Origin of the sequence: Streptomyces sp. NPDC002884 (assembly GCF_040295245.1) — a bacterium.
In the GTDB taxonomy this organism is placed as follows: Bacteria; Actinomycetota; Actinomycetes; order Streptomycetales; family Streptomycetaceae; genus Streptomyces.
The window spans coordinates 139,392-165,797 of record NZ_JBEOVB010000001.1 but is presented as its reverse complement, the minus strand read 5'-3'; the positions used below and the strand labels follow the sequence as shown (position 1 = coordinate 165,797).

Below are 26,406 nucleotides of genomic sequence, written 5' to 3'. Positions count from 1 at the left end.
CGCCGGCGCCCGACGCCCGGCGGTATCGGGGTGAGCCCGTTCGTCACCATCGCCGCGCTCGCCGAACGCACGATGGCGCGGGTCCTCGTGGAGGACTCCGCGCCATGACGCTCCGTCAGGAGGCTTCGGCTTTGCGCAGCAGCTGTCAACGCCGCTGTCGCAGCAGCTACTTGGCGTAGATCGCCTCGATCTCGCCCGCGTAGTCCTTCGCCACGACGTTGCGCTTGAGCTTCAGCGACGGCGTGAGGTGGCCCGAGTCCTCCGTGAACTGGGCGGAGAGAATGCGGAACTTCCGCACCGACTCCGCCTTCGAGACCGCGGCGTTGCCGTCGTCGATCGCCGACTGGATGGCGGCCTGAAGGTCGGCGTCACCGCGCAGCGACGCCGCGGTCGAGCCCGTCGGCTTGCCGTGGTCGGAAGCCCAACGGCCCAGGAACTCCTCGTCGATGGTGACCAGCGCGCCCACGAACGGCCGCCCGTCGCCCACCACCATGCACTCCGCGACCAGCGCGTGCGCCCGGATCCGGTCCTCGATCACGGCCGGCGCGACGTTCTTGCCGCCCGCGGTGACGATGATCTCCTTCTTGCGCCCGGTGATCCGGAGGTAGCCGTCCTCGTCGAGGGTGCCGATGTCACCGGTGTGGAACCAGCCGTCGGCCAGCGCCTCGGCGGTCGCGGCCGGGTTGTTCCAGTACTCCTTGAACAGGTGCTCGCCGTGCAGCAGCACCTCCCCGTCGTCCGCGATCCGCACGACCGAGCCGGGCAGCGGCTGACCGACCGTGCCGATCTTCTGCCGGTCCCACGGGTTGAAGGCGGTGGCGGCACAGGACTCCGTCAGGCCGTAGCCCTCCAGGACGGTGAAGCCGATGCCGCGGAAGAAGTGGCCGAGGCGCTCGCCCAGCGGGGCGCCGCCGGAGATCGCGTACTCGCCCTTGCCGCCCAGCACCGCGCGCAGCTTGCTGTAGACCAGCCGGTCGAAGACCTTGTGCTTGATCTTCAGACCGAGCGGCGGGCCCGCCGGGAGCTCCAGCGCCTTGCTGTAGGCGATCGCGGTGTCGGCCGCCTTGTCGAAGATCGCGCCCTTGCCGTCCGCCTGCGCCTTGGCGCGCGCCGAGTTGTAGACCTTCTCGAAGACCCGCGGCACGCCCAGGATGAGCGTCGGCCGGAAGGCGGCCAGCTCATCGGTGAGGTTCTTGATGTCCGGGACGGTGCCCAGCTTGATCGGCGCCATCATCGGGGCGATCTGCACCAGCCGGCCGAAGACGTGCGCGAGCGGGAGGAAGAGCAGCACGCTGCACTCGCCCGTGCGGAACAGCGGCCGCAGCCGCTCCACGACGTTCCCGCACTCGGCGAAGAAGCTGCGGTGGGTCAGCACACAGCCCTTGGGGCGGCCGGTCGTACCGGACGTGTACACGATGGTCGCCGGGTCGTCGGCCTTGGCCTGCGAGCCGCGCTCCTCGACCGTCTGGTCGGAGACGTCCTTGCCGAGCCGCCCGAGCTCCTCGACACCCCCGGCCTCGATCTGCCAGACGTGTTTCAGCGCCGGCAGCGACTCGCGCACCGACTCCACGGCCGCCGCGTGGCCGTCCAGTTCGACGACGACGGCGGTCGCGCCCGAGTCGGAGAGGATCCACTGCACCTGCTCGGGGGAGCTGGTCTCGTACACCGGCACCGTGACCGCGCCCGCGCACCAGATCGCGAAGTCGAGCAGCGTCCACTCGTAGCGGGTGCGCGACATCAGGCCGACCCGGTCGCCGGGCTGGACGCCGGAGGCGATGAGGCCCTTGGCCGCGGCGTGCACCTCGGCCAGGAAGGCGGTGGCCGTCACGTCCTGCCAGGCGCCGCCCACCTTGCGGGCGATGACGGCGACGTCGGGATGCTGCGCGGCGTTTCTGCGGACGATGTCGGTCAGGTTGCCGTCCGCAGGGACCTCGTACAAAGCCGGAAGGCTGAACTCGCGCAAGACTGCTGCTCCTCATAGGGCGCCGGCGCCACGACGTTGTGTGCTGCGACGATGCGGTCCAAGGCTCGGGACTGTGCTCGGGACCTCGGTGGATCTCGATGGTTGAAATCCTGAGCACGACTGGACTGCCCGGACGTTACCCGTCGGTATGGCGTCTTCGACAGGGGGGTCCGACGAGATGTTCGCTGCGTCACACAGATTGGTGTTTCCCGGCCGACAGTAGTCCACCGCTTTACTGACTGGCCAGTAACCGGTATCCCGGTCGCCACTGTTCACGTATGCCGCACACGCCTACCCTTGATCGACATGGCATCCACACCGCCCGGAAACCGCCGGACACGCATCCACGTGGTCAGCGACGTGCACGGCAACGCGCGCGACCTGGCCCGGGCCGGAGAGGGCGCGGACGCACTGATCTGTCTGGGCGACCTGGTCCTGTTCCTGGACTACGCGGACCACTCCCGCGGGATCTTCCCCGACCTCTTTGGCGTGGAGAACGCCGACCTCATCGTCGAACTGCGCACCGCCCGCCGCTTCGACGAGGCCCGTGAGCTCGGCGCCCGCCTGTGGGGCGGCATCGGCGGCGACCGGGCCGCGCTGATCGAGCAGGCGGTCCGCAAGCAGTACGCCGAGCTGTTCCCGGCGTTCCCGAACCCGACGTACGCCACCTACGGCAACGTCGACATGCCGAGGCTGTGGCCCGAGTTCGCCGGACCCGGCACCACCGTCCTGGACGGGGAACGGGTGGAGATCGGCGGCCGGGTCTTCGGCTTCGTCGGCGGCGGCCTGAAGACCCCCATGCGCACGCCGTACGAGATCAGCGACGAGGAGTACGCGGCGAAGATCGAGGCCGTGGGCGAGGTGGACGTGCTGTGCACCCACATCCCGCCGGAGGTGCCGGAACTCGTCTACGACACCGTCGCCCGCCGCTTCGAGCGGGGCAGCCGGGCGCTGCTGGACGCCATCCGCCGCACCCGGCCCCGCTACGCGCTCTTCGGGCACGTACACCAGCCGCTCGCCCGCCGGATGCGGGTCGGCGCGACCGAGTGCGTCAACGTGGGGCACTTCGCCGGAAGCGGGAAGCCGTGGGCGCTGGAGTGGTGACCCGGTGCCGTCCGGACGGCGGCCCGACTCCGGGTGAAGGCGGCAGGTCGGGCGCGGGGTAGCCTTCACGCTGCACACACGTGCGCGGCGGCTGGCGCACGGTGTCCTCTTCTCTACCTTTACCGGCCCGCATCTGGAGGAGCCACGGCGATGGCGGAACACACCAGCTCGAGCATCACGATCGAGGCGGCACCGGACGAGGTCATGGCGGTGATCGCCGACTTCGCCCGCTACCCGGACTGGACCGGAGAGGTGAAGCAGGCGGAGGTCCTCGGGACGGACGGACAGGGCAGGGCCGAACAGGTCCGCCTGGTCATGGACGCCGGCGCCATCAAGGACGACCAGGTCCTCGGCTACACCTGGACCGGCGCGCACGAGGTGTCCTGGACGCTGGTCAAGTCCCAGATGCTGCGCCAGCTCGACGGCTCCTACCTCCTCAAGCCGGCCGGCGCCGGCGCGACCGAGGTCACCTACCAGCTGACCGTGGACGTCAAGATCCCCATGCTGGGCATGATCAAGCGCAAGGCCGAGAAGGTCATCATCGACCGCGCACTGGCCGGCCTGAAGAAGCGCGTGGAGTCGGGCGAGGCCGGTATCGAGGCGCCCGAGAAGTAGCGCCGGCCGCGGGTCCCGGGAGCCGGCAGGTCCGGGGGCGGGGTGAGGAGGTCGGGGCGCTGCTCCGACCTCCGTTACGGTTCACCCTCATGCGCACCATCCTGATCACCGGCCCTGGCGGCAGCGGACGCACGACCGTGGCGGCCGCCACCGCACAGCGCGCGGCAGCGGAAGGCACCCGCACCCTCGTCCTCAGCGCCGACCGCACCGACACCCTCGGCGCGGCGCTCGGAGTGCGGACCGGCGCGAGCCCCGTCCCGGTCGCCCCGCGCCTGACCGCCTGGCGTCCCGACGCCACCGCCGGCTTCCGGGACGACCTCACCGGTTTCCAGGACCGTGCCTCCACCGTCCTCGACCTGCTCGGCGCCTCCCGGCTCGACCCGGAGGAGGTCACCCCGCTCCCCGGCGCCGAGGAACTGACCCTGCTGCGCGCGCTGCGGGACGCCGCCCTCGCCGACGGCGGTGAGCTGCACGAACTCCTCGTCGTCGACCTGCCGCCCGTCCCGCAGGCCCTCGCCCTGCTGGCCCTCCCGGAGGAACTGCGCCGCTACCTGCGCCGCCTGCTCCCGCCGGAACGGCAGGCGGCCCGCGCCCTGCGCCCGATGCTCGGCCGTCTCGCCGGGGTGCCGATGCCCGCCGAGTGGCTGTACGAGACGACCGCCCGCTGGGACATGGAGCTCGCCGCCGTCGAGGCCGTCCTCGCCGACCCCGGCACCGCCGTACGCCTGGTCGCCGAGCCGGGACCGGCCGGTGCCGACGCCGTCCGCGACGCCCGCCTCGGCCTGGCCCTGCGTGCCCTGCCCGTCGAGTCGCTCGTCGCCAACCGCGTCCTGCCGGAGGCGGCCGGCGACGACGACGGTCTGCTCGGCCGGCTCGTCACCCAGCAGCGCAAGGCCCTGGGGGAGTGGGACGAGGGGGCCCGCCCCGTCGCCCACCTCGGGCACGACCCCCGCGGCGCCGACGACCTCGCCGCGCTCGCCGTGCCCGCCGTCAACCCGGCGACCTCCCCGGTCGAGTGGCCCGTGGCCGACCGGCTCGCGCAGGACGGCGTGCTCGTCTGGCACCTCCCGCTGCCCGGCGCCATACGCGACGAGCTCGACCTCGTCCGGCGCGGCGACGAACTGGTGGTCACCGCCGGACCGTTCCGTCGTATCGTCGCGCTGCCCTCCGTGCTGCGCCGCTGCACCGTCGACGGCGCCGCGCTGCGCGACGGCGAGCTGTGCGTGCGGTTCGCGCCGGATCCCGGGCTCTGGCCACGGAGCCACTGAACGACGTTCCGCCGTTCGGGTACCGTCGTAGGGACGAGCCGTCATCAGGCGTCGTCGACCAGGAGTCATCAGGAGTCCGTCATGAGCGAAGAGCGCCCCACGCCCGACGCCGCCGGGGAGCCCGCCGGGACAGCAGGCTTCGACGAGCAGCCCCGCGCGACCGACGCCGACGCCTGGGCCACCGCCGCCGCCGAGGACCTGGCGGCGGAGAAGGCCCGCCGCCGTGCCCAGGACGACCGGCCGCCGGGCTCGGCCGCCGAGGAACTGCGCAAGCTCGTCGACGCCGTCGGCGACAAGCTGTCCTCGCTCCAGTCCCCGCTGCTCGGGGCGGTCGCCGGACCCGCCGCCCAGCAGGTGGTCCGCCAGGTCGTCCAGCAGGCCAAGGCCGCCGTGGAACCCGTCATCGAGCGCAACCCGGATGTCTTCGACCACCTCGCGGCCGCCGGCACCGAACTCCTCGCCGCGTACCGCTCCGCCGTCCAGGCCCAGGAACAACGCTGGACGACCGGAGCGAACGACCCGGGGAACACCCCGCGCGACCCGGGCCGCGACGGCGACGACACCGGTCCCGGCCAGCGCATCGACTTGGACTGAAGCCCTCCGGGGGCAGGGCCTCGGGTACGGTTGGCCGTAGCGGGGCTCGACCGAAACTGAGGGATTCATGGGACTCACCATCGGCGTCGACATCGGCGGCACGAAGATCGCGGCCGGCGTGGTCGACGAGGAAGGCAACATCCTCTCGACCCACAAGGTGCCGACCCCGGGCACGCCCGAGGGCATCGTGGACGCCATCGCCTCCGCCGTGGAGGGAGCGCGTGCCGGGCACGACATCGTCGGTGTGGGCATCGGCGCCGCCGGCTATGTCAACCGCCAGCGCTCGACGGTCTACTTCGCGCCCAACATCGACTGGCGCCAGGAGCCGCTGAAGAACGAGGTAGAGGCCCGCGTGGGTCTCCCCGTCGTGGTGGAGAACGACGCCAACGCCGCGGCGTGGGGCGAGTACAAGTTCGGCGCGGGCAAGGGCCACCGCAACGTCATCTGCATCACCCTCGGCACCGGCCTCGGCGGCGGCATCATCATCGGCAACAAGCTGCGCCGCGGCCACTTCGGCGTCGCCGCCGAGTTCGGCCACATCCGCATGGTGCCGGACGGCCTGCTGTGCGGCTGCGGCTCGCAGGGCTGCTGGGAGCAGTACGCCTCCGGCCGCGCCCTCGTGCGCTACGCCAAGCAGCGCGCCAACGCCACCCCCGAGAACGCCGAGATCCTGCTGTCGCTGGGTGACGGCAACCCCGACGGCATCGAGGGCAAGCACATCTCGATGGCCGCCCGCCAGGGCGACCCGGTCGCCGTCGACTCCTACCGCGAGCTCGCCCGCTGGGCCGGCGCCGGCCTCGCCGACCTGGCGTCCCTGTTCGACCCGTCCGCGTTCATCGTCGGCGGCGGTCTCTCGGACGAGGGCGAGCTGGTCCTCGACCCGATCCGGAAGTCCTACAAGCGCTGGCTGGTCGGCGGCAACTGGCGCCCGGTGGCCGATGTCATCGCGGCCCGGCTGGGCAACAAGGCGGGCCTGGTGGGGGCGGCGGACCTGGCGAGAGAACCCGACCCGATCATGTAGTCGTACTGCTCGCACTGCTTGTACTGCTCATATCTCGCACATCTCGCACATCTCGTATGTATCGCACATCTCGTACGGCTGGTCGTACTGCTCCTTGTACGGCCGGTCGTACTGCACATGGCGTCAACACGGGGGCCGTTCGCGGCCCCCGTTCGCTTTTCCGGACGTAGGGGACGGAGCGGCGTATCTTGATCGCTATGCCGACGACCTCGCCGCTACCCAACTCCCGCACCGAGCCCGACGGTTCGGCCGTCATCCGGGTCCTCAGCTACAACATCCGCTCCCTGCGGGACGACACCGGTGCCCTGGCCAGGGTCATCACGGCCTGCGCCCCCGACCTGACCCTCGTCCAGGAGGCCCCCCGCTTCTTCCGCTGGCGCAAGAAGCTCGCCCGACTCGCGGCCGCCTCCGGCCAGGTGATCCTCACCGGCGGCGGCACGGCGGCCGGTCCGGCCGTCCTGTGCTCGCTGCGGGCGACCGTCGAGCGCACCGAGGACGTCCTGTTGCCGCTCACCCCCGGTGAGCACCGCCGGGGGTTCGCGACCGCCGTGGTCCGCTTCGGGGGCGCCCGGCTCGGCGTGGCCGGCTGCCACCTCGGTCTGACGGCAGCCGAGCGTTACGAGCAGGCGGGCATGCTGCTCGACCGCCTCGCCGGGATGGGTGTGGAGCACGCGGTCGCCGGCGGCGACATCAACGAGAGCCCCGGCGGCCGTACTTTCGGCCGGCTGACCACCGCCCTCCGGGACTGCCGCACCGCCGCCCCCTGGGGCGCCGAGGACAGCTTCCCCTCCACCGGGCCGAACCGCCGGATCGACGGGATCTTCGTGACGAAGTCCGTGGAGGTGCTGGGCTGCGGGGTGCCGATCGGGCTTCCCGGAGTCACCGGGAGCGACTTGAGGGCGGCCACGGACCACCTTCCGGTCCTCGCCGCCCTCAGGATCCCCGCGTCCGCGGTGTGATCCGCAGGAACAGGCCCTAGACGACCGCTCCCCGCCCCGGATCCCCGTCCTCCTCGTCCTCCGTGCGCATCCGCATCACCAGCGTGGCGAAGCCGCCGAGGAAACCGCCGATGCCGACGGTGGACAGCCACCACGTCATCTCCCAGCCCAGCAGCACCGCGAGCAGGAGCAGCAACGGCCCGCCGATCACCCCGAGCCAGGCGAACTTGGCCGTGGTGTCGGCGGCGGGCAGCGGCGGCGGCTCCGGCGGGACGAAGTGGCCCTCGTCGTCCCCGTCGAAGTCCTCCTCCGTCGGCTCGGGCGCCTTGTAGTCACGCGGGCCGACCCCGGGCGCGAAGGCGATCGAGCTGCCCAGCGGCTTGGCCGGTTCCTTCTCCTCGTCGGGCTCCTCGGCGGCGTCCTTCGCGGGTTCCTTGCCGGATTCCGCGCCGGACCGGGCCCCGGACTCCGCGACGGACTCCCCGTCGTTCGTCTCGACCTCGAGGAGCGCCAGGTCCTCGACCGACTTGAACGGCTTGGCGCCCGGCGGGTCCGCCGGCTCCTCGCCGTATCCCGCGACGATCGCCGCCCACGCGGCGGCCTCGTCGAAGGGCACGCTCTGCTCCTCCGGCGCGCGGCCCTCCGGGCCGTCCCGTTCGTCCCGGTTCTCCCGGTCCTCACGGTCGGAGTCGTGCTCAGCCACCTACGGCCGTCCCTTCCTTGCCGACACTGGGCGCGATCCGGGCGATGAACGCGTAGCTCTCCTCGAAGATCCGGTCCGCATCGTGGTCCAACGTTGCCACGTGGTAGCTCTGTTCCAGCAGGATCTCGGTCACGTCCGCCGACGAGACCCGGCCGAGGACCCGGGCCGAGTCGGCGGGCGGCACGACATGGTCCTGGGTGCTGTGCAGAAGCAGCAGCGGCTGCGTGACCTGCGGCAGTTCACCGTCGACCTTCGCCAGGAAGGTGCGCAGGGAGTGCGCCGAGTGCAGCGGCACCCGGTCGTACCCGTTCTCCAGCACGCCCTCCTTCGCGATGTCGCTGGCGATCCCCTTCGTCGTGCGGACGAGATGGCGGGCCACCGGAAGGGCGTACGCGGACAGGCCGTGCACCTTGTTCGCCGGGTTGACGACGATGACGCCGTCCACCCCTTCGCCGTGCTTCGCGGCGAGCCGCAGGGCCAGCGCGCCGCCCATGGACAGACCGGCCACGAACACCCGGGAACAGCGGTCGCGCAGGGCGCGCAGCTCGCGGTCCACCTCCGCGTACCAGTCCGGCCAGCCGGTCAGCGCCATGTCCTCCCAGCGCGTGCCGTGTCCGGGCAGCAGCGGCAGCGAGACGGTCAGGCCCTGCCCGGCCAGGTACCGCGCCCAGGGGCGCAGCGACTGCGGGGAACCGGTGAAGCCGTGACAGAGGAGCACCCCGACCTCTCCGCCCTCATGGCGGTACGGCTCGGCTCCAGGAAGGACCGGCACCTTCGGTCTCCTGTCTTCGTCTGTTCTTCGTGGGAGGGACGTCTGCTTCACCGTACGCGACCGCACTGACACCGACCAGGGTCGTCGGAGCCTTTGCGGCCACTCCGGGTTAAGGTCTGTGCGACACAAACAGGAGGCACTCGCTTGTTGTACGGCGCGATGAAGGTCGCTATCGGGGGACCGCTGAAGGTCACCTTCAGGCCCTGGGTGGAAGGCCTCGAGAACATTCCCGCCGAGGGCCCCGCGATCCTGGCGAGCAACCACCTGTCCTTCTCGGACTCGTTCTTCCTGCCCGCTGTCCTCGACCGCAAGGTGACCTTCATCGCGAAGGCCGAGTACTTCACCACGCCCGGTGTGAAGGGCCGGCTGACGGCGGCCTTCTTCAAGGGCGTCGGCCAGCTCCCGGTGGACCGCTCCGGCGGTCGCGGGGCCGGCGAGGCGGCGATCCGGAGCGGCATAGAGGTGCTCGAGCGGGGCGAGCTGTTCGGGATCTACCCGGAGGGCACACGGTCGCCCGACGGCCGGCTCTACCGAGGCAAGCCGGGCGGTCTCGCGCGCGTGGCGCTCGCCACCGGCGCGCCCGTGATCCCGGTCGCGATGATCGACACCGAGAAGATCCAGCCGCCCGGGAAGGTGCTGCCGAAGGTCATGCGGCCCGGCATCCGCATCGGCAGGCCGCTGGAGTTCGCCCGGTACCAGGGCATGGACCACGACCGCTTCGTGCTGCGCGCCGTGACCGACGAGGTCATGTACGAGATCATGAAGCTCTCCGGCCAGGAGTACGTCGACATCTACGCCACCGCTGCCAAGCGGCAGATCACGGAGGCGGCGAAGGCCGACAAGGAAGCGGAGAAGGCCGCGAAGGCGGCGCTCGCGCAGGCCGAGAAGGACCAGGCGAAGAAGGACAAAGAGCAGTAGGTCGGTGGGTGGCGGTCAGCAGGCGGGGCCCGGGGGCGGGGGACGGATGGCCAGGCGCGAGAGAGTCATGACGATGTCGGTGGAGCTGCCGCTGTGGCGTGCGCTCGCCGGCTACCGGGTGCTCACCATGCTGTACGCGGTGGGCTTCTTCGCCACCGCCTACGACGGGTTCGCCCGGCCCTGGGTGGCCGTCGGCTACTACTGCGTCCTGTTCGTCTGGACCGTGGCCACCCTGCCCAAGGTCGCGAGCGCGGCGAGCTGCACCAAGCGCTTCCTCGCCGCCGACCTCACCATCGCGCTGACCGGCATCATGCTCACGACCGTGGCCGACACCCACGAGCGCATCCAGTCGGGCGGCCCGACGCTGCCGTCGATATGGACGGCCGGCTCCGTCCTGGCGTTCGCCATCAAGGGCGGCTGGCGCTGGGCCGCGTTCGCGTCCACGGCCGTAGCGGTCGCCAACCTGGTCGAGCGCGGCACCCCGGCCCGCGACACCATCCACAACGTGATCCTGGTCTGGGTCGCCTCCATCGCCATCGGCTACGTAGTCGAGGTCGCCCGTGCCTCCGAGCGCACTCTCGCCCGCGCGCTGGAGATCGAGGCCGCGACCCGGGAGCGGGAGCGACTCGCCCGGGACATCCACGACGGTGTGCTCCAGGTGCTGGCCATGGTGCAGCGGCGCGGCGCGGTCCTCGGCGGTGAGGCGGCCGAACTGGGCCGGATGGCCGGCGAGCAGGAGGTCGCGCTGCGCACCCTGGTCGCCGGCGGTCTCGTGCCCGTCTCGCGGGTGTCGCAGGACGCGGCCGAGGGCGCCGTCGTACGGGTGGTGGAGGAGCCGGCGGAACAGACCGGTCCGGTCGACCTGCGCTCGCTGCTCGCCTCGTTCGCCGCCGCCCGCGTCCATCTCGCCGAGCCGGGCGCCCCGGTGCTGCTGCCCGCGCCCGCGGCGAAGGAGCTGGCCGCGGCGGTCGGGGCCGCCCTGGACAACGTACGCAGACACGCCGGGGAGGACGCCCGGGCCTGGATCCTGGTGGAGGACGAGCCCGACGAGGTGATCATCACCGTGCGGGACGACGGGCCCGGCATCCCCGAGGGGCGGCTCGCGCAGGCCGAGGGCGAGGGGCGGCTCGGGGTCGCCCAGTCGATCCGGGGCCGGCTGCGTGACCTCGGCGGCAGCGCCGAGCTGATCTCCACCCCGGGGCAGGGCACGGAGGTCGAACTGACGGTGCCGAAGGAGAAGAACGTGCGACGGGGGAAGGCGGGACAGCGATGAGCAGGCAGCAGGATCCGATCAGGGTCATGGTGGTCGACGACCACCCCATGTGGCGCGACGCCGTCGCCCGGGACCTCGCCGAGGCCGGCCTCGACGTCATCGCCACCGCGGGCGACGGCGAGCAGGCCGTGCGCCGGGCCAAGGCCACCATGCCCGATGTGCTGGTGCTGGACCTGAACCTGCCGGCCAAGCCCGGCGTCCAGGTCTGCAAGGAGGTCGTCGCCGCGAACCCGGCCCTGCGGGTCCTGGTGCTGTCGGCGAGCGGTGAGCACGCCGACGTGCTGGAGGCGGTGAAGTCCGGCGCGACCGGCTACCTGCTGAAGTCGGCGTCCACGGAGGAGCTGCTGGACGCGGTGCGCCGCACGGCCGTCGGCGACCCGGTGTTCACCCCGGGCCTGGCCGGACTGGTCCTCGGCGAGTACCGCCGGCTGGCCTCCGACCCCGGCCCCGCCGCCGGCGGCGCCGGCGAACCCGACGCGCCCCGGCTGACCGACCGGGAGACCGAGGTGCTGCGGCTGGTCGCCAAGGGTCTGAGCTACAAGCAGATCGCCGAACGCCTCGTCATCTCCCACCGCACGGTCCAGAACCACGTCCAGAACACCCTCGGCAAGCTCCAGCTCCACAACCGGGTGGAACTGGTCCGGTACGCGATAGAGCGCGGCCTCGACGACGAGTGAGGGCGCCGCGGTCAATCCCCGGGTGATTCAGCGGAATTGGACCCGCCCAGCCATATCTGTGTGACCTGGATCACCATTACCGTGACCTTCGTCGGCCAACCGCGGCGAAGGGACACTTCCATGCGCGTCGGAGTACTGACCGGAGGCGGGGACTGCCCCGGCCTCAACGCCGTCATCAGGGCGGTCGTCCGCAAGGGCGTCCAGGAGTACGGCCATGAGTTCGTCGGGTTTCGCGACGGCTGGCGGGGCCCCCTGGAGGGGAGGTCGATCCGCCTCGACATCCGTGCCGTGCGCGGCATCCTGCCCCGCGGCGGCACGATCCTCGGATCCTCGCGGACCAACCCCCTCAAGGAGGAGGACGGCATCCGCCGGATCAAGGACACCCTCGCCCGGCAGGGGATCGGGGCCCTCATCACCATCGGCGGCGAGGACACCCTCGGGGTCGCCGCCCGTCTCTGCGACGAGTACCAGGTGCCCTGCGTCGGGGTCCCGAAGACGATAGACAACGACCTGTCCGCCACCGACTACACCTTCGGCTTCGACACCGCCGTGGGCATCGCGACCGAGGCCATCGACCGGCTGCACACCACCGCCGAGTCCCATATGCGCGTCCTCGTCGTCGAGGTGATGGGCCGTCACGCCGGCTGGATCGCCCTGCACTCGGGCCTGGCCGGCGGCGCCAACGTCATCCTCATCCCCGAACAGCGCTTCGACATCGAGCAGGTCTGCGCCTGGGTGACCTCCCGCTTCCGGGCCTCGTACGCCCCGATCGTGGTCGTCGCCGAGGGCGCGATGCCCAGGGACGGCGACGCGGTGCTGAAGGACGGGTCGCTGGACTCCTTCGGACACGTCCGGCTGTCCGGCGTCGGCGAGTGGCTCGCCAAGGAGATCGAGCGCCGTACGGGCAAGGAGGCCCGTACGACGGTCCTCGGTCATGTCCAGCGCGGCGGCACGCCGAGCGCCTTCGACCGCTGGCTCGCCACCCGCTTCGGCCTGCACGCCATCGACGCCGTCCACGAGGGCGACTTCGGCAAGATGGTCGCCCTGCGCGGCACGGACATCGTCCGCGTACCGATCGCCGAGGCCACCGCGAGACTGAAGACGGTGAACCCGGAGCTGTACACGGAGGTCGGCGTGTTCTTCGGCTGACGGACCGCTAGCGGGCCGGCCGCGGCTCGGCGCACACCCGGGCCACCAGCTCCCGCACCACGGACGCCCCGTTCAGCGTCAGCACGGACTCCGGATGGAACTGCACCCCGGCGACCGCGTTGAGGGGGGCGCCCTCGGCGTGCCGCGGCCCGCGCAGCGCGTGCACCTCACCGTTCGCGGCCCGGCTCACCTCCACGCCGTGCGCGGCCAGCTCCCGGAACGCCTCGTCGTCGCACAGCGCCACGAAGCTGTTGTAGAACCCGACGGTCTCCGGCCGCCCGAACAGGTCCACGGTCGTCTGCGCCCCCTGGTACGGCACCTCCTTCCGTACGATGTCCAGCCCCAGCTCCGCCGCGATCAGCTCGTGCCCGAGGCAGACCCCGAGGACACCGTGCCGGTGCTCCCGGATCACCCGCGCGGTCAGGTCCCGCAGCAACCGCATCTTCGGATCGGTCAGGTCGCGGGGGTCACCGGGGCCGGGGCCCAGCACGACCGGCCCCTCGTGCGCGAGCACCGACTCGGTCAGCCCGGGCTCGTCGTAGCGCCGGACGCTCACCTCGAGACCGCTCGACCGCAGCACATGGGCGAGCATCGCGGTGAAGGTGTCCTCGCCGTCCACGACGAGCGCGTGACCGGTCAGCTCCTCCGTCCGCTCCTGCATCCGCAGCCAGAACGGCGCCAGCGAGGACCGCCGTCCGTCCAGTGCCGCCCGCACCCGGGGGTCGTCGGCCAGCCGGGGCCGCGCGTCGTCCGTGCGCGGCCTGCCCGGCCGGACACCGAGCGCGGCCAGGACGCCCGCCGCCTTCGCGTGCGTCTCCGCGACCTCGCCCGCCGGATCCGACCCACGGACGAGCGTGGCGCCCACCGGCACCCGCAGCCGTCCGGCCGCGTCGATGTCGGCGGTGCGGATGAGAATGGGGGAGTCGAGGGTCTGCGCCCCGCCCGGGTCCCGGCCCAGCAGCGCCAGCGCGCCGGCGTAGTAACCCCGCCCGACACCGTCCCGCCCGAGGGGCTCGTACCGCTCGATGACCCGGCAGGCGTTCTGCACGGGCGAGCCGGTGACGGTCGCCGCGAACATCGTCTCCTTCAGCACCTCCCGCACATCCAGCGAGGACCTGCCGCGCAGCTCGTACTCCGTGTGCGCGAGATGCGCCATCTCCTTCAGCCGGGGGCCGATCACCACCCCGCCCATGTCACCGACGGTGCACATCATCTTGAGCTCCTCGTCGACGACCATCGACAGCTCCTCGATCTCCTTGCCGTCGGCGAGGAAGTCCAGCAGCCGCTCGGGCGTCGGACCCTCCGCGGGATACCGGTAGGTCCCGCTGATCGGGTTCATCACGACCGTGCCGCCGGACATCCGCACATGCACCTCGGGGCTGGCTCCCACCAGCGTCCGGTCCCCGGTGTGCACGACGAACGTCCAGTAGGCGCCCCGCTCGCCCTCGAGGAGCCGCCGGAAGAGGGCCAGCGCGTCGGCCCGGCCGAACCCCGGGATCCGCCCCTGGTACGTGCGCCGGATCACGAAGTTCGCGCCCTCGCCCCGGCCGATCTCGTCCCGCAGCACCCGCCCGACGATCTCCTCGTACTCCTCGTCGGCCACGTCGAAGCCACCGTCCTCGACGCGTACGTCCCGGGCCGGTAGCTGGGCCAGGGCATCCGCCAGGGGCAGGACGTGTGTCTCCTCGGGAACCAGCACCGCCAGCGGGGTGCCGTCGTCGCGGACGTCGAAGCCGCGTTCGCGGATCTGCCGGAAGGGGATGAGCGCCAGGCACTCCTCGGGCAGGTCGGCGAGCCGGTCGTACGTACCGACCGGGCCGAGCAGCACCTCCACCGTGTCCGCGTCATGGCCGGGGGTGCGGCGGCGGAGCAGGGCGAACGGGCGGTCGTCGTGGAGCAGCCGTGCCAGGTCCATGGGTTCCTCTTCCGTCGATCTCGGTCACGATCGATGTCGGTATCGGTGAGGAACGGCCCCGGACACGCCGAAGGCCGCCCCTCGGGCGGCCTTCGCGAAGTCTTGCGTACGCGCAGTTCAGTGGGCCGCCGGATGAGCGGTCCACCACCAGTTCTGGGTCGAAAGCGCGAACATGCGACGCACCCTATCCCACGCGCACCTGAGCGGGAGGGCGTCTCACCTGTCGAGCCGGGCGAAAACGACTCGACACGACCCCGTAATGTTGAGGGCGTGACCGTGAACGCTAAGACCAGCGCGAGCGCTGGCAACACCTGGCGAGACCTTCCCGCGGCGCAGCAGCCCGAGTACCCCGACACCGAGGCTCTGCGCGCAGTGATCGCGGACCTCGAGTCGTATCCGCCGCTCGTCTTCGCGGGCGAGTGCGACCAGCTGCGCGCCCGGATGGCGGCCGTCGCCAAGGGAGAGGCGTTCCTTCTCCAGGGCGGCGACTGTGCCGAGGCCTTCGACGGCGTGTCCGCCGATCACATCCGCAACAAGCTCAAGACGCTGCTCCAGATGGGCGCCGTGCTGACGTACGCGGCCTCGGTGCCGGTCGTCAAGGTCGGCCGGATCGCCGGCCAGTACTCCAAGCCGCGCTCCAAGGGCACCGAGACCCGCGACGGCGTGACCCTGCCGACGTACCGGGGCGACTCGGTCAACGGCTTCGACTTCGACGAGGCGTCCCGTATCCCGGACCCCGAGCGGCTGAAGCGGATGTACAACGCGTCCGCCTCCACGCTCAACCTGGTGCGTGCCTTCACCACCGGCGGCTACGCCGACCTGCGCCAGGTGCACGCCTGGAACCAGGACTTCGTGAGGCAGTCCCCGTCCGGTCAGCGCTACGAGCAGCTCGCCCGTGAGATCGACCAGGCACTGAACTTCATGCACGCCTGCGGGGCCGACCCGGAGGAGTTCAAGACGGTCGAGTTCTTCTCCTCGCACGAGGCGCTGCTGCTCGACTACGAGTCCGCCCTGACCAGGGTCGACTCCCGCACGGGGCGGCTGTACGACGTCTCGGCGCACATGGTGTGGATCGGCGAGCGCACCCGGCAGCTGGACCACGCGCACATCGAGTTCGCCTCGAAGATCCGCAACCCGATCGGCATCAAGCTCGGCCCGACGACCACGGCCGAGGAGGCGCTGAAGTACATCGAGCGCCTCGACCCCGACCGTGAGCCGGGCCGGCTGACCTTCATCGTCCGTATGGGCGCCGACAAGGTCCGCGACAAGCTGCCCGAGCTGGTCGAGAAGGTCAGTGCCTCGGGCGCGACCGTGGCCTGGATCACCGACCCGATGCACGGCAACACCTACGAGGCGGCCTCCGGTCACAAGACCCGCCGGTTCGACGACGTGCTCGACGAGGTCAAGGGCTTCTTCGAGGTCCACAAGGGCCTCGGCACCCACCCGGGCGGCATCCATGTGGAGCTGACCGGTGACGATGTCACCGAGTGCGTGGGCGGCGGCGACGAGATCTTCGTCGACGACCTGCACCAGCGCTACGAGACGGCCTGTGACCCCCGCCTGAACCGCAGCCAGTCCCTGGACCTGGCCTTCCTCGTGGCGGAGATGTACCGGGACCAGTGACCTTCGGTCATGGCGGTGGGGCGCGGATCACATACGATCCGCGCCCCACCGCACTTTTGCGTCCACCGGTCGCCGGGTAAGGTTAGGTTAGCCTTATTGATCTCGGCGGGAGGTGAATCCGCGTGTTCGTATGCAGCTGCTTCGGCGTGACCGAGGCGCAGGTCCAGCAGCACGCGGACAACGGAGCCTGCACACCCCGCCAGATAGCCTCCGCCTGCAAGGCGGGCACGGACTGCGGGTCGTGCGTCCGTCGCATCCAGGCGATCCTCGGCCGGGGCGCCGGTTCGCGCCGGGACCTGGCCGACCAGGGCAGGACGGTCCTCGCCGGAATCGAGCGGTTCGAGGAGTTCGAAGAGCTCGACGAAGCCGCCTAGGCAGGGCCTCAGCTCTCCGGCTGCTCGATCAGCTGCGCGAGGTACAGAGCCTCGCCGAGCTTCTCCACCAGGTCGAGCTGTGTGTCGAGGTAGTCGATGTGGTGCTCCTCGTCCTCGAGGATCGACTCGAAGATGTTCGCGGACGTGATGTCACCCTTCTCGCGCATCACCTTGATCCCGCGCTTCAGCCGGTCGATCGCCTCGACCTCCACCTGGCGGTCGGCCTCGAACATCTCCTTGACCGTCTGGCCGACCCGCACATGGAAGAGCCGCTGGTAGTTCGGCAGCCCGTCCAGGAACAGGATCCGGTCGGTGAGCACCTCGGCGTGCTTCATCTCGTCGAACGACTCGTGCCGGGTGTACTTGGCGAGCTTCGTCCAGCCGAAGTTCTCCTGCATCTTGGCGTGCAGGAAGTACTGGTTGATCGCGGTGAGCTCGCCGGTGAGCTGCTCGTTGAGGAACTCGATGACCTCGGGGTCGCCCTGCATCGCAGAGGCTCCTTCCGCATGGGGATCAGGATGGGGAATCGGGGAGGCTGCCGCCGAATGATTGCACCGGTGTCGAAGATCGTCCAGTAAGTGCGTACTTAGTAAGTTAGTGCATGCTTAGTAGCAGTTGCCCGATTCGGGATATGCCCGGTCATCGCTGGTCATGTGCACCGTCCGGGGTCTGTCAGGATGGAGTCATGGGTCAGCCGGTGGAGCGCGAATCTGGAGAAGAAGCAGTGTCCGAGCTTCCGCCGGGACAGCGACTCCAGCGCGGATGGCCCGTCACGCACTACGGTCCGGTGCCCAAGTTCCGGCCCGAACGCTGGGAGTTCAGGGTCTTCGGCGCCACCGCCGACGGTGAGAAGCGCTGCTGGAACCACGAGGAGTTCACGGCCCTTCCGTACGCGTCCGTCGTGGCCGATCTGCACTGCGTGACGAAGTTCAGCATGCTCGGCGCCGAGTGGGGCGGGATCCCGGCCCGCACCATCCTGGAGAGCGCCCCGCCCGCCCCGAACGTCACCCATGTGATGGTGTGGGCCGAGTACGGCTTCAGCTCGAACCTGCGCCTGTCCGACTTCGCCGCCGAGCGCACGATCTTCGCCACCCACAAGGACGGCGAGCTGCTCACCGCCGAGCACGGCTTCCCGCTGCGGCTGGTCGTTCCGCACCTCTACGCCTGGAAGGGCCCCAAGTGGGTCCGCGGCGTCGAGTACATGACCGCCGACCGCCGTGGCTTCTGGGAGGAGCGCGGCTACCACAACCTCGGCGACCCCTGGAAGGAACAGCGCTACTCGTACCAGGAGGGGCCCGGCGACGGCCCGGAGCTCTGATCCCCCCTCCGGTACGGCGGGAGCGTCAGCCGTCCCGGAGCTTCTTCAGCCGCTCCACGTCGGCCGCGTGCCCCTCCTTGCCGCCGGGCGTCTCGATGATCAGCGGTACGCCCGCGGTTGCCGGGTGGGTCATCAGCGCCCGGAACGGGTCCTCGCCGATGTGACCCGCGCCGATGTTCTCGTGCCGGTCCTTGTGGGCGCCGACCACGTCCTTGGAGTCATTGGCGTGGATCAGCTTCAGCCGCCCCTCGCCGACCGTGTCCACCAGCAGATCGAGGGTCTGGTGCATGCCGGCCGGGCCGGTCAGATCGTGCCCGGCCGCGAAGATGTGGCAGGTGTCGAGGCAGACGCCCAGCTTGGGATGGGCGTCCAGCGCCTCGAAGTACGGCCCGAAGTCCCAGGTCCGGGAGCAGAGCGAGGCGCCCTGTCCGGCGGTGGACTCGAGCAGCAGGAACGGGTCGTCGTCGTGGGTCAGCTCGTCCAGCAGCGGCAGCAGGTACTCACGCACCTGCTTCAGCGCCACGGACCGGTCCCGCCCGCCCGTCGCGCTCCCCGTGTGCACGACCACGCCCAGCGCGCCGATCTCCCGCCCGCGACGCAGCGAGTGCCGCATCGACTCCACCGACCGCTCGGCCGTGGCCTCGGTGTGCGAGCCGAAGTTGATCAGGTACGGCGCGTGGACGTACGCCGGGACCGACCGCGTCGCGCACGCCTCCCGGAAGGCCTCGTCCTGCCGCGGGTTGCCGACGGGGGTGGCCCAGCCGCGCGGGTTGGCGACGAAGACCTGGACCGTCTCGGCACCGAGATCGTGCGCGTACGACATGCCCACGTCGTGCAGACCGCCGGCCACGGGGACGTGACCGCCGACGGGGTTGCGGGAGGGGAAGGGGGCTCGAGAACTCACCCGTTCAGGGTGTCATGCCCCGCGCACCGCCCCGCACCGCCCGGTCACCTGATGGTGATCGTGATCGTCGATCCCTTGGGGGCCGTGTCGCCGCCGTCCACGGACTGGCTCTTCACGGTGTCGCCGAAGATCCCGAGCAGTCCCCGGTCCTCGTCGACCTCGAACCCGGACTGCTCCAGGAGCGACTTGGCGTCGTCGACGCTCGCGCCGACCACGTCCGGCACCTCGACCATCTCCGGCCCCTTGGACACCGTCAGCGTCACCGTGTCGCCCTCGGCGGCCTCGCTGCCCTCCTCCGGGGTCTGCGTCGCGACCAGGCCCTTGTCGAACTCGGAGTTGACCTGCCCGGTGGCGACCTTCACCTTCAGGCCGGCCTCCTCCAGCTCGGCCCTGGCGTCGTTCAGGGCGTCACCGGTGACGTCCGGGATGTCGACCGGGCTGCCCTTGCTGACCACGATCGCGACCGCGGTGCCCGCGCGGCGCTCCGTGCCCGCCTCCGGGTCGGTGCTGATCACGAAGCCCTTGATGACATCGTCGCTGAACGCCTTGGTGACCAGACCGGGCTCCAGGCCGTCCGTCTTCAGCAGTTCCTCGGCCTTGTCCAGCCGGGAGCCCGCCACATCGGGCACCTTCACGATCTCCGGGCCGTCGGAGACGGTGAGCGTCACGGAGTCGTGCTTGCGGATCCGGGCGCCCGGGTCGGGGTCGGTGTCCATGACGGTGCCGCGCTTCACGGTGTCGCTGTGCTGGTGCCGCACCTTGCCGACCTCGAGCCCCGCGGCCTCCAGCCGGGTCCTGGCCTCCGCCTCCTTCTGCGTCAGCACCGCGGGGACCTTGGTGAACTGGCCGGAGTTGATGTACCAGACACCGGCGCCCACGCCGAACACCAGCAGGACGGCGGCGATGAGCGCGACCACCCCGCGCCGGGGCCGCGCGGAACGGCGCCGGGGCGGCAGGGGCGGCCCGCTCTGGAAGCGCGAGGTGCGGTTGAGCGGGTCCTCGCCGTCGGCGGGGTCGTCCTCGTTGACGGGCAGCGGGCGGGGCACGGTGAGCGAGCGCGGGATCACGCTCGTGCGGTCCTCCGCGTTGTCGTGTGCCGCGGAGACGGCCTGCGGCGGCAGCGCGTCCAGCTGGTCCACGCTGAGCGGAGCGCGCGCCTCCCGCACCCGCCCGAGCAGCGCGACGGCGTCGTACGGCCGGACGTCGGGGGTGCGGGCGGTGGCCGACGCCACGAGCTCGTCCAGTTCGAACGGCAGCCCGGGAACGAGGGCGGACGGCGCCGGAACGTCCTCGTGGAGGTGCTTGTAGAGCACGATCGCGGGGGAGTCGCCGTCGTGAGGTTTCTCACCGGTGAGCATCTCGTAGAGCACCACCCCGCACGCGTACACGTCGACGCGGGGGTCGGCGGCGCCGGGCTGCTCGATCTGCTCGGGAGCGAGATAGGCGACGGTGCCGAGCACGGCTCCCGTGGTGCTGGTCACGGTGTCGACGGACCGCACCAGTCCGAAGTCGGCGACCTTGACCCGCCCGTCGTCCCCTATGAGCACGTTCTCGGGCTTCATGTCCCGGTGCACGAACCCGGCCCGGTGCGCGGCGCCGAGCGCGGCCAGCACGGGCTCCAGGATGTCGAGCGCGGCCCGCGGCTGGAGCGCCCCGCGCTCCCGCAGCACATCACGCAGCGTGCACCCGGCGATGTACTCCATGGCGAGATAGACGTACGACCCGTCGGCACCCTGGTCGAACACCTGAACGACGTTCGGGTGTGCGAGCCGGGCGACGGACTTGGCCTCCCGGATGAACCGCTCGACGAACGCCCCGTCGGCGGCGAGCGCCGGGTGCATCACCTTGAGCGCGAGCACGCGGTCCAGGCGGGTGTCCACGGCCCGGTAGACCGTGGCCATCCCGCCGACCGCGATCCGCGCCTCTACGCGATACCGGCCGTCGAGCAGCTGCCCGACCAGAGGGTCCTGAAGGGTCGTGTCCACGCAGGTGAGTGTACGAGCCGCCGCTGACACCTCCGCCGGTTCCGCCGCGATCGCAGCGCTACTGGAGCCGACCTGTGACGCAACCCACGGGTCCCGCGACTCCCGTATCCGGAGACCGGACGGTAGCGCGGGCGGCGGTCAGAACGCGGGGCGCTCGGGGTCCAGCACGGCCCGGCCCTCCACGGGCGAGGACGCCTCCGCGAAGTAACGGGGCGGGATCCGCCCGGCCAGCCTCGCCAGCCTCCCCGCCTCCACGCCGGCCCGCATGGCCGACGCCATCCGCTCGGGTTCCCGCGCCCGTGTCACCGCCGACGCCAGCATCACCCCCGCGCACCCCAGCTCCATCGCCAGCGCCACGTCCGACGCGGTGCCCGCCCCCGCGTCCAGAATCACCGGCACGCGCGCGTGCTCGACGATCAGCTGGAAGTTGTGCGGGTTGCGGATGCCCAGGCCGGAGCCGATCGGAGAGCCCAGCGGCATCACCGCCGCGCACCCCACGTCCTCCAGCTTCCTGGCCAGCACCGGATCGTCGTTCGTGTACGGCAGCACCGTGAACCCGTCGTCCACCAGCGTCTCCGCCGCCTCCAGCAGCTCGATCGGGTCCGGCAGCAGCGTGCGCTCGTCGGCGATGACCTCCAACTTGATCAGGTCGGTGCCCAGCGCCTCCCGCGCCAGCCGGGCCGTCAGCACGGCCTCCCCGGCGGTGAAGCACCCCGCCGTGTTCGGCAGCACCCGGATGCCGAGCCGCTCCAGCACCGACAGCACGGAGCCGTGCACCGAGGGGTCCACCCGGCGCATCGCGACCGTCGTCAGCTCGGTCCCGGACGCCACCAGTGCCCGCTCCAGCACCTCCAGGCTGGGCGCACCCCCCGTACCCATGATCAGACGGGACGACAGGGACCTGCCTCCGAGGACGAAGGGATCGTCGGCCATGGCTCAGCCTCCCTGGACCGCGGTGAGGACTTCCACCCGGTCGCCGTCGCGCAGCGCGGTGGACGGCCACTGGGTGCGCGGGACGACGGTCTCGTTGAGCGCGGCGGCCACCCCGGAGGGCGCCGGCGTCAGGGACCGTACGACGCTGTCGAGCGCGGTACCGGGAGCGAACTCGCGCCGCTCCCCGTTCACCGAGACGCTCACGGGGGCGTTCCCCGGTGCGTTTGCCTGGGCGTTCATGCGGGCTGCTCCGAGAGTGCGGCGGCGGCGAAGCGCCGGGGCGTGAAGGGACGGGCCTCGTCCGGGAGCTCCCCGGTGGCCAGGGCGTGCGCCATCGCGTCACCCGTCACCGGCGTCAGCAGCACGCCGTTGCGGTAGTGCCCGGTGGCCAGCAGCAGCCCCGCCAGCTCCGTGGGCCCGAGCAGCGGCGCGTTGTCCGGGGACCCGGGACGCAGCCCCGCGCGCGTCTCCGTGAGCGGCAGCTCGGTGATCCCCGGCACCAGCTCATGGGCGTCGCGCAGCAACTCGTACACGCCCCCCGCCGTCACCGTCGTGTCCCAGCCCAGCTCCTCGCTGGTCGCGCCCACGACCAGCTCGCCGTTCTCCCTGGGGACCAGGTAGACCTGGCTGCCGCGCACCACGGCCCGCACGGTCCGGCTCAGGAACGGCGCGTACCGCGGCGGCACGGTCAGCCGCAGCACCTGGCCCTTCACCGGCCGTACGGGAGGCAGCACGTCCTGCGGCACCCCCGCGAGCCGTCCGCTCAGACTGCCGCCGGCGAGCACCACCTGCCCCGCCTCCAGGGCCGTACCGTCCCCCGTGACGACCCCCCGGGCGCGCCGGCCCACGACGGACAGCCGCTCGGCGCGCACCCGGTGGAACACCACCCCGGCCCGCTCGCACGCGGCCACCAGCGCCCCGGTCAGCCGCCGCGGGTCGATCTGGTGGTCGCCGTCCACCCGCAGCCCGCCCCGCACCCCGGGCGCCAGCAGCGGCTCCAGGCGGCGGCACTCGCGCCCGGACAGCCACTCGGACTCCAGCCCCGACTGCTGCTGAAGGGCGTGCAGTTCGCGCAGGTGGGCGCGGTCGTCGGAATCCAGCGCGACCGCGAGCGTGCCGCAGCGCCGGTAGCCGAGGTCGTGCCCGGTCAGCTCCGTCAGCTCGGCCGCGAAGTCCGGATAGCGGCGGGCGGAGGCCAGGTTGAGGCCGAGCAGGGTCTGCTCGCCGTGGTGCAGTTCCGTGACGGCGGCCAGCATCCCGGCCGCCACCTGGGCGGCCCCGCCGCCCGGCGCCGGGTCGGCCACCGCCGTGGTGAAGCCGCGCTGCGCGGCCCGCCAGGCCGTGACAAGGCCGATGATCCCGCCCCCGATGACGAGGACGTCTGACGTACGTGGAGACGACATGGGCGTCCAGCCCCTCCCTTCGCCGGCATGACCCGGATCAGGTTCGACGGTCGGAGGCCGCCAGCCTCCCTCTCAGCCCGGTACGTCCGGACTCCCGCGTGTGCTCTAGGTTGGCCACCCTAGCCCGTGGTCCGGCACGTCTGTAAGGGAGCCTTTCGTCATGCCCCGCTCGTTGGACGGCCTCGTCCTCGCACCCGTCGCCGACCAGGCCCCGGGCCAGGTCGGCACCCGCACCCGCTTCACGTACCACGAGCGCGGCGGCGAGATCTGGGCGGAGTACACGGGCGGTGACGTCGTACGCGGGCATCTGGTGGGTACCCGCGAAGGGAACCGCCTCGACTTCCGGTACGTACAGCTCAAGCACGACGGGACGACGTCCTCGGGGCACTGCGTCTCGACGGTCGTGGAGCTCGCGGACGGACGGGTGCGGCTCGAGGAGACCTGGGCGTGGGAGTCGCAGGAGGGCAGCGGCACCAGCGTTGTGGAGCAGGTCACGGCGCACGACCACTGACTGACGATTCGTCAGCCGCCTAAGGTGATCAGGTGAGTGAGCAGAGGCAGGAAGAAGGCGGCCCGGCCGGGCGGCGCGTGGTGGTCGTCGGCGCGGGCATGGCCGGGGTGCAGACCGCCGTCGCGCTGCGGGAACAGGGCTTCGACGGCACCGTGACGCTGATCGGCGCGGAGCCCCATCAGCCCTACGACCGGCCCCCGCTGTCCAAGGCCGTCCTGCTCGGCAACGCCGAGGGCTCCGCCTTCGACGTCGACTTCGAGGGCCTCGGCATCGAGCTGGTGCTCGGCCGCGAGGTCAGCGGCCTCCGTCCCGCCGACCACGAGCTGGACACCGAGGCCGGGCCCGTCCCGTACGACGTCCTCGTCCTCGCCACCGGCGCCGAACCGATCCGGCTCCCCGGCGCCGAGGGCGTGCCCGGCGTGCATCTGCTGCGCACCCTGGACGACGCCGAACGGCTGCGGCCCGTGCTCGCCCGGCAGCACGACGTCGTGGTCGTCGGCGCGGGCTGGATCGGCGCCGAGTTCGCCACGGCCGCGCGGGAGGCCGGCTGCGCGGTCACCGTCGTCGAGGCGGCCGACCGGCCGCTGGCCGGGGCCCTGCCCGCCGAGGTCGCCGCCCCGATGGCCGCCTGGTACGCCGACAGCGGCATCGATCTGCGCACCCACGCGCGCGTGGAGCGCGTCGAGGCCGGCGCGGTCGTCCTGGACGACGGCTCCCGGCTGCCCGCGGGCGCGGTCGTGGTGGGCATCGGCGCCCGCCCCGCCACCGCCTGGCTGGCCGGCTCGGGCGTCGCGCTCGGCGCCCACCACGAGGTCGTGGCCGACGCCCAGCTGCGGACCTCCGTGGCGGATGTCTACGCGGTCGGCGACTGCGCCTCCTTCCCCTCGGGGCGGTACGGCGAGCGGCTCCTCGTCCACCACTGGGACAACGCCCTCCAGGGGCCGCGCACGGTCGCGGCGAACATCGTCGGCGCCGCCACCGACGAACCCCTGGCCGTCTACGACCCCGTCCCGTACTTCTGGTCCGAGCAGTTCGGCCGCTTCGTCCAGTACGCCGGGCACCACGCCGACGCCGACCGCGTCCTGTGGCGCGGCGACCCCTCGGGACCGGCCTGGTCGGTGTGTTGGCTGCGCGAGGACCGGCTGGTCGCCCTGCTGGCCGTGGGCCGGGCGCGCGACCTCGCCCAGGGCAGGCGGCTGATCCTGGCCGGCACGACCATGAACCCGCGGCTCCTCGCGGACCCGGCGAGGCCGATGAAGGCGGCCACGGCCGCGGCCTGACTCCCTGGTCGGACCGGCCCGGCTTCCGACTGTCAGTGGCAGATGGCAGGCTTGTTCCCGTGACCGAGATTGACGCAAAGACCGATGCTCTCGTCCCCGCCTGGCTCACCGTGCCGGACATCGCGGAGATGCTCGATGTCGACGTGATCCGCGTGCGACAGCTGATCAAGGACGGCCAGCTCATCGCCGTACGCCGGGGGGAGAACCGTGCGCTGCACATCCCCGCCGCCTTCATCGACGAGGACAAGGTGGTGAAGGGCCTGGTCGGGACCCTGACGCTGCTGCGGGACGACGGCTTCAAGGACGAAGAGATGCTCGAGTGGCTCTTCACCCCCGACCCGAGCCTGCCCGGCACGCCCGCGCAGGCCCTGAGTGAGAATCGCGGCACGGAGGTGAAGCGCCGCGCCCAGGCGCTCGCCGTCTGAACCGCGTATTCGAACCGACACATCCGGCGTACGGGGGCGCTCGCTCCCGTACGCCACCGCCCCGGGGGGACCTTCGTATGCCCGACACCGCCCGCACCGGCCTGGCCGGCGCCCTGCTGTACCTCTGCACGGACGCCCGTACCCGTCAGGGCGACCTCCCGGAGTTCCTCGACGCGGTCCTCGCGGGCGGTGTCGACATCGTCCAGCTGCGCGACAAGGGCATCGAGGCGGCCGAGGAACTGGAGCGCCTGGAGGTGTTCGCCGACGCCTGCGCCCGGCACGGCAGGCTGCTCGCGGTCAACGACCGCGCGGACGTCGCGCACGCGGCCGCCGCCGGCGTGCTCCATCTCGGCCAGGGCGACCTGCCGGTCCCCGCGGCCCGCGCGATCCTCGGCGAGGACGTCCTCATCGGCCGTTCCACGCACACGGAGGCGGAAGCCGAGGCCGCCGCGGTCCAGGAGGGGGTCGACTACTTCTGCACCGGCCCGTGCTGGCCCACCCCCACCAAGCCCGGCCGGTCCGCCCCCGGCCTCGACCTGGTCCGGCACACGGCCGCCCTGGGCACCGACCGCCCGTGGTTCGCCATCGGCGGCATCGACCTCGGCAACCTGGACGAGGTGCTGGCGGCGGGCGCCCGCCGGGTCGTCGTCGTCCGGGCGATCACGGAGGCGGACGACCCGGGCGCCGCGGCCGCGGAGTTCGCCGAGCGGCTGCGCGGGGCGTGACGTCCAAGGGGTGGA

The 26,406-nt window shown here is 71.8% G+C and carries 28 protein-coding genes and 1 riboswitch; of the genes, 17 read left to right on the top strand and 11 right to left on the bottom strand.

The genetic code is table 11. The annotated features are described in order from the left end of the window. Positions 1-166 precede the first annotated feature (166 nt). Positions 167-1,963 (bottom strand): AMP-dependent synthetase/ligase, encoded by a 1,797-nt coding sequence (locus ABT070_RS00760; protein WP_351752705.1) that lies wholly within the window; start codon positions 1,961-1,963, stop codon positions 167-169. A 348-nt stretch (positions 1,964-2,311) separates the two neighbouring features. Here ABT070_RS00760 and ABT070_RS00755 point away from each other — a divergent pair, with 348 nt between their 5' ends. The 6 genes from ABT070_RS00755 to ABT070_RS00730 all read left to right on the top strand — a co-directional run bounded on the left by ABT070_RS00755 (position 2,312) and on the right by ABT070_RS00730 (position 7,524). Beyond that, positions 2,312-3,067, top strand: a complete 756-nt coding sequence (locus ABT070_RS00755) for a metallophosphoesterase family protein (RefSeq protein ID WP_351754378.1) — start codon at positions 2,312-2,314, stop codon at positions 3,065-3,067. A 150-nt stretch (positions 3,068-3,217) separates the two neighbouring features. After that, positions 3,218-3,682: an SRPBCC family protein gene (locus tag ABT070_RS00750; protein WP_351752703.1), complete on the top strand. Its 465-nt coding sequence runs from the start codon at positions 3,218-3,220 to the stop codon at positions 3,680-3,682. An 89-nt stretch (positions 3,683-3,771) separates the two neighbouring features. Next, entirely contained in the window at positions 3,772-4,950 is a 1,179-nt protein-coding gene (locus tag ABT070_RS00745; RefSeq protein ID WP_351752700.1) for an ArsA family ATPase, read from the top strand. Positions 4,951-5,031: 81 nt separating this feature from the next. Then, the gene (locus ABT070_RS00740) at positions 5,032-5,544 is read left to right on the top strand and encodes a DUF5304 domain-containing protein (RefSeq protein ID WP_351752698.1); all 513 of its coding nucleotides are present in this window, start codon (positions 5,032-5,034) and stop codon (positions 5,542-5,544) included. A 67-nt stretch (positions 5,545-5,611) separates the two neighbouring features. Then, positions 5,612-6,565 (top strand): ROK family glucokinase, encoded by a 954-nt coding sequence (locus tag ABT070_RS00735; protein ID WP_351752695.1) that lies wholly within the window; start codon positions 5,612-5,614, stop codon positions 6,563-6,565. 197 nt (positions 6,566-6,762) lie between these two features. Next, entirely contained in the window at positions 6,763-7,524 is a 762-nt protein-coding gene (locus tag ABT070_RS00730) for an endonuclease/exonuclease/phosphatase family protein (RefSeq protein ID WP_351752692.1), read from the top strand. Between the two features lie 16 nt (positions 7,525-7,540). On the opposite strand, the gene ABT070_RS00725 is transcribed toward ABT070_RS00730, so the two are convergent. After that, positions 7,541-8,206, bottom strand: coding sequence for a hypothetical protein (locus tag ABT070_RS00725; protein WP_351752690.1), 666 nt, complete (start codon positions 8,204-8,206; stop codon positions 7,541-7,543). Next, positions 8,199-8,978, bottom strand: a complete 780-nt coding sequence (locus ABT070_RS00720) for an alpha/beta hydrolase (RefSeq protein ID WP_351752687.1) — start codon at positions 8,976-8,978, stop codon at positions 8,199-8,201. The genes ABT070_RS00725 and ABT070_RS00720 overlap by 8 nt, the downstream gene beginning before the upstream one ends. Before the next feature lie 159 nt (positions 8,979-9,137). On the opposite strand from ABT070_RS00720, the gene ABT070_RS00715 reads away from it, so the two are divergent. From ABT070_RS00715 to ABT070_RS00700, 4 genes are all read left to right on the top strand, one after another. After that, positions 9,138-9,896, top strand: a complete 759-nt coding sequence (locus tag ABT070_RS00715; RefSeq protein WP_351754376.1) for a lysophospholipid acyltransferase family protein — start codon at positions 9,138-9,140, stop codon at positions 9,894-9,896. A gap of 46 nt (positions 9,897-9,942) precedes the next feature. Then, positions 9,943-11,169, top strand: coding sequence for a MacS family sensor histidine kinase (gene macS, locus ABT070_RS00710; protein ID WP_351752684.1), 1,227 nt, complete (start codon positions 9,943-9,945; stop codon positions 11,167-11,169). Beyond that, on the top strand, positions 11,166-11,846 hold the full coding sequence (locus tag ABT070_RS00705) for a response regulator (RefSeq protein ID WP_351752681.1): 681 nt from the start codon (positions 11,166-11,168) through the stop codon (positions 11,844-11,846). The genes macS and ABT070_RS00705 overlap by 4 nt, the downstream gene beginning before the upstream one ends. A gap of 120 nt (positions 11,847-11,966) precedes the next feature. Further along, positions 11,967-12,995, top strand: coding sequence for a 6-phosphofructokinase (locus ABT070_RS00700; protein ID WP_351752678.1), 1,029 nt, complete (start codon positions 11,967-11,969; stop codon positions 12,993-12,995). 7 nt (positions 12,996-13,002) lie between these two features. Here ABT070_RS00700 and ABT070_RS00695 read toward each other — a convergent pair whose 3' ends face one another. Together ABT070_RS00695 and ABT070_RS00690 are read right to left on the bottom strand one after the other, a co-directional pair. Beyond that, positions 13,003-14,910: an anthranilate synthase family protein gene (locus ABT070_RS00695; protein ID WP_351752676.1), complete on the bottom strand. Its 1,908-nt coding sequence runs from the start codon at positions 14,908-14,910 to the stop codon at positions 13,003-13,005. Positions 14,911-15,027: 117 nt separating this feature from the next. Then, on the bottom strand, positions 15,028-15,084 hold the full coding sequence (locus ABT070_RS00690) for a trp operon leader peptide (protein WP_078912442.1): 57 nt from the start codon (positions 15,082-15,084) through the stop codon (positions 15,028-15,030). Between the two features lie 96 nt (positions 15,085-15,180). Between ABT070_RS00690 and ABT070_RS00685 the strand changes: the two genes are divergently transcribed. Both ABT070_RS00685 and ABT070_RS00680 read left to right on the top strand, forming a co-directional pair. Continuing rightward, the gene (locus ABT070_RS00685; RefSeq protein ID WP_351752673.1) at positions 15,181-16,533 is read left to right on the top strand and encodes a class II 3-deoxy-7-phosphoheptulonate synthase; all 1,353 of its coding nucleotides are present in this window, start codon (positions 15,181-15,183) and stop codon (positions 16,531-16,533) included. A 122-nt stretch (positions 16,534-16,655) separates the two neighbouring features. Then, complete coding sequence (locus tag ABT070_RS00680; protein WP_351752671.1) at positions 16,656-16,907, top strand: (2Fe-2S)-binding protein; 252 nt, start codon at positions 16,656-16,658, stop codon at positions 16,905-16,907. Between the two features lie 8 nt (positions 16,908-16,915). Here ABT070_RS00680 and bfr read toward each other — a convergent pair whose 3' ends face one another. Further along, positions 16,916-17,395: a bacterioferritin gene (gene bfr, locus ABT070_RS00675; RefSeq protein WP_020129964.1), complete on the bottom strand. Its 480-nt coding sequence runs from the start codon at positions 17,393-17,395 to the stop codon at positions 16,916-16,918. Positions 17,396-17,592: 197 nt separating this feature from the next. Between bfr and ABT070_RS00670 the strand changes: the two genes are divergently transcribed. Beyond that, the gene (locus tag ABT070_RS00670) at positions 17,593-18,225 is read left to right on the top strand and encodes a sulfite oxidase-like oxidoreductase (RefSeq protein WP_171396755.1); all 633 of its coding nucleotides are present in this window, start codon (positions 17,593-17,595) and stop codon (positions 18,223-18,225) included. Positions 18,226-18,250: 25 nt separating this feature from the next. Here ABT070_RS00670 and ABT070_RS00665 read toward each other — a convergent pair whose 3' ends face one another. The 5 genes from ABT070_RS00665 to thiO form a co-directional block, all read right to left on the bottom strand. Then, entirely contained in the window at positions 18,251-19,129 is an 879-nt protein-coding gene (locus ABT070_RS00665; protein WP_351752668.1) for a deoxyribonuclease IV, read from the bottom strand. Between the two features lie 44 nt (positions 19,130-19,173). After that, positions 19,174-21,114 carry a Stk1 family PASTA domain-containing Ser/Thr kinase gene (gene pknB / locus ABT070_RS00660; RefSeq protein ID WP_351752665.1) on the bottom strand — a complete coding sequence of 647 codons (1,941 nt, stop codon included), beginning with the start codon at positions 21,112-21,114 and terminating at the stop codon, positions 19,174-19,176. Between the two features lie 138 nt (positions 21,115-21,252). Further along, positions 21,253-22,047, bottom strand: coding sequence for a thiazole synthase (locus ABT070_RS00655; RefSeq protein WP_351752663.1), 795 nt, complete (start codon positions 22,045-22,047; stop codon positions 21,253-21,255). 3 nt (positions 22,048-22,050) lie between these two features. Beyond that, entirely contained in the window at positions 22,051-22,251 is a 201-nt protein-coding gene (thiS, locus tag ABT070_RS00650) for a sulfur carrier protein ThiS (RefSeq protein ID WP_351752661.1), read from the bottom strand. Between the two features lie 32 nt (positions 22,252-22,283). Continuing rightward, positions 22,284-23,450 (bottom strand): glycine oxidase ThiO, encoded by a 1,167-nt coding sequence (gene thiO / locus ABT070_RS00645; protein ID WP_351752658.1) that lies wholly within the window; start codon positions 23,448-23,450, stop codon positions 22,284-22,286. Further along, positions 23,448-23,558: riboswitch (TPP riboswitch) on the bottom strand. (Overlaps the previous gene by 3 nt.) A gap of 52 nt (positions 23,559-23,610) precedes the next feature. On the opposite strand from thiO, the gene ABT070_RS00640 reads away from it, so the two are divergent. From ABT070_RS00640 to thiE, 4 genes are all read left to right on the top strand, one after another. Then, positions 23,611-23,961: an avidin-fold protein gene (locus ABT070_RS00640; protein WP_351752655.1), complete on the top strand. Its 351-nt coding sequence runs from the start codon at positions 23,611-23,613 to the stop codon at positions 23,959-23,961. 77 nt (positions 23,962-24,038) lie between these two features. Next, positions 24,039-25,241 carry an NAD(P)/FAD-dependent oxidoreductase gene (locus ABT070_RS00635; RefSeq protein WP_351754373.1) on the top strand — a complete coding sequence of 401 codons (1,203 nt, stop codon included), beginning with the start codon at positions 24,039-24,041 and terminating at the stop codon, positions 25,239-25,241. A gap of 59 nt (positions 25,242-25,300) precedes the next feature. After that, positions 25,301-25,666 carry an Rv2175c family DNA-binding protein gene (locus tag ABT070_RS00630; RefSeq protein WP_054242848.1) on the top strand — a complete coding sequence of 122 codons (366 nt, stop codon included), beginning with the start codon at positions 25,301-25,303 and terminating at the stop codon, positions 25,664-25,666. A gap of 77 nt (positions 25,667-25,743) precedes the next feature. Then, a complete protein-coding gene (thiE, locus tag ABT070_RS00625; protein WP_351752652.1) occupies positions 25,744-26,391 on the top strand; it encodes a thiamine phosphate synthase in 648 nt (215 codons plus the stop codon). The last annotated feature ends 15 nt before the right edge of the window (positions 26,392-26,406 follow it).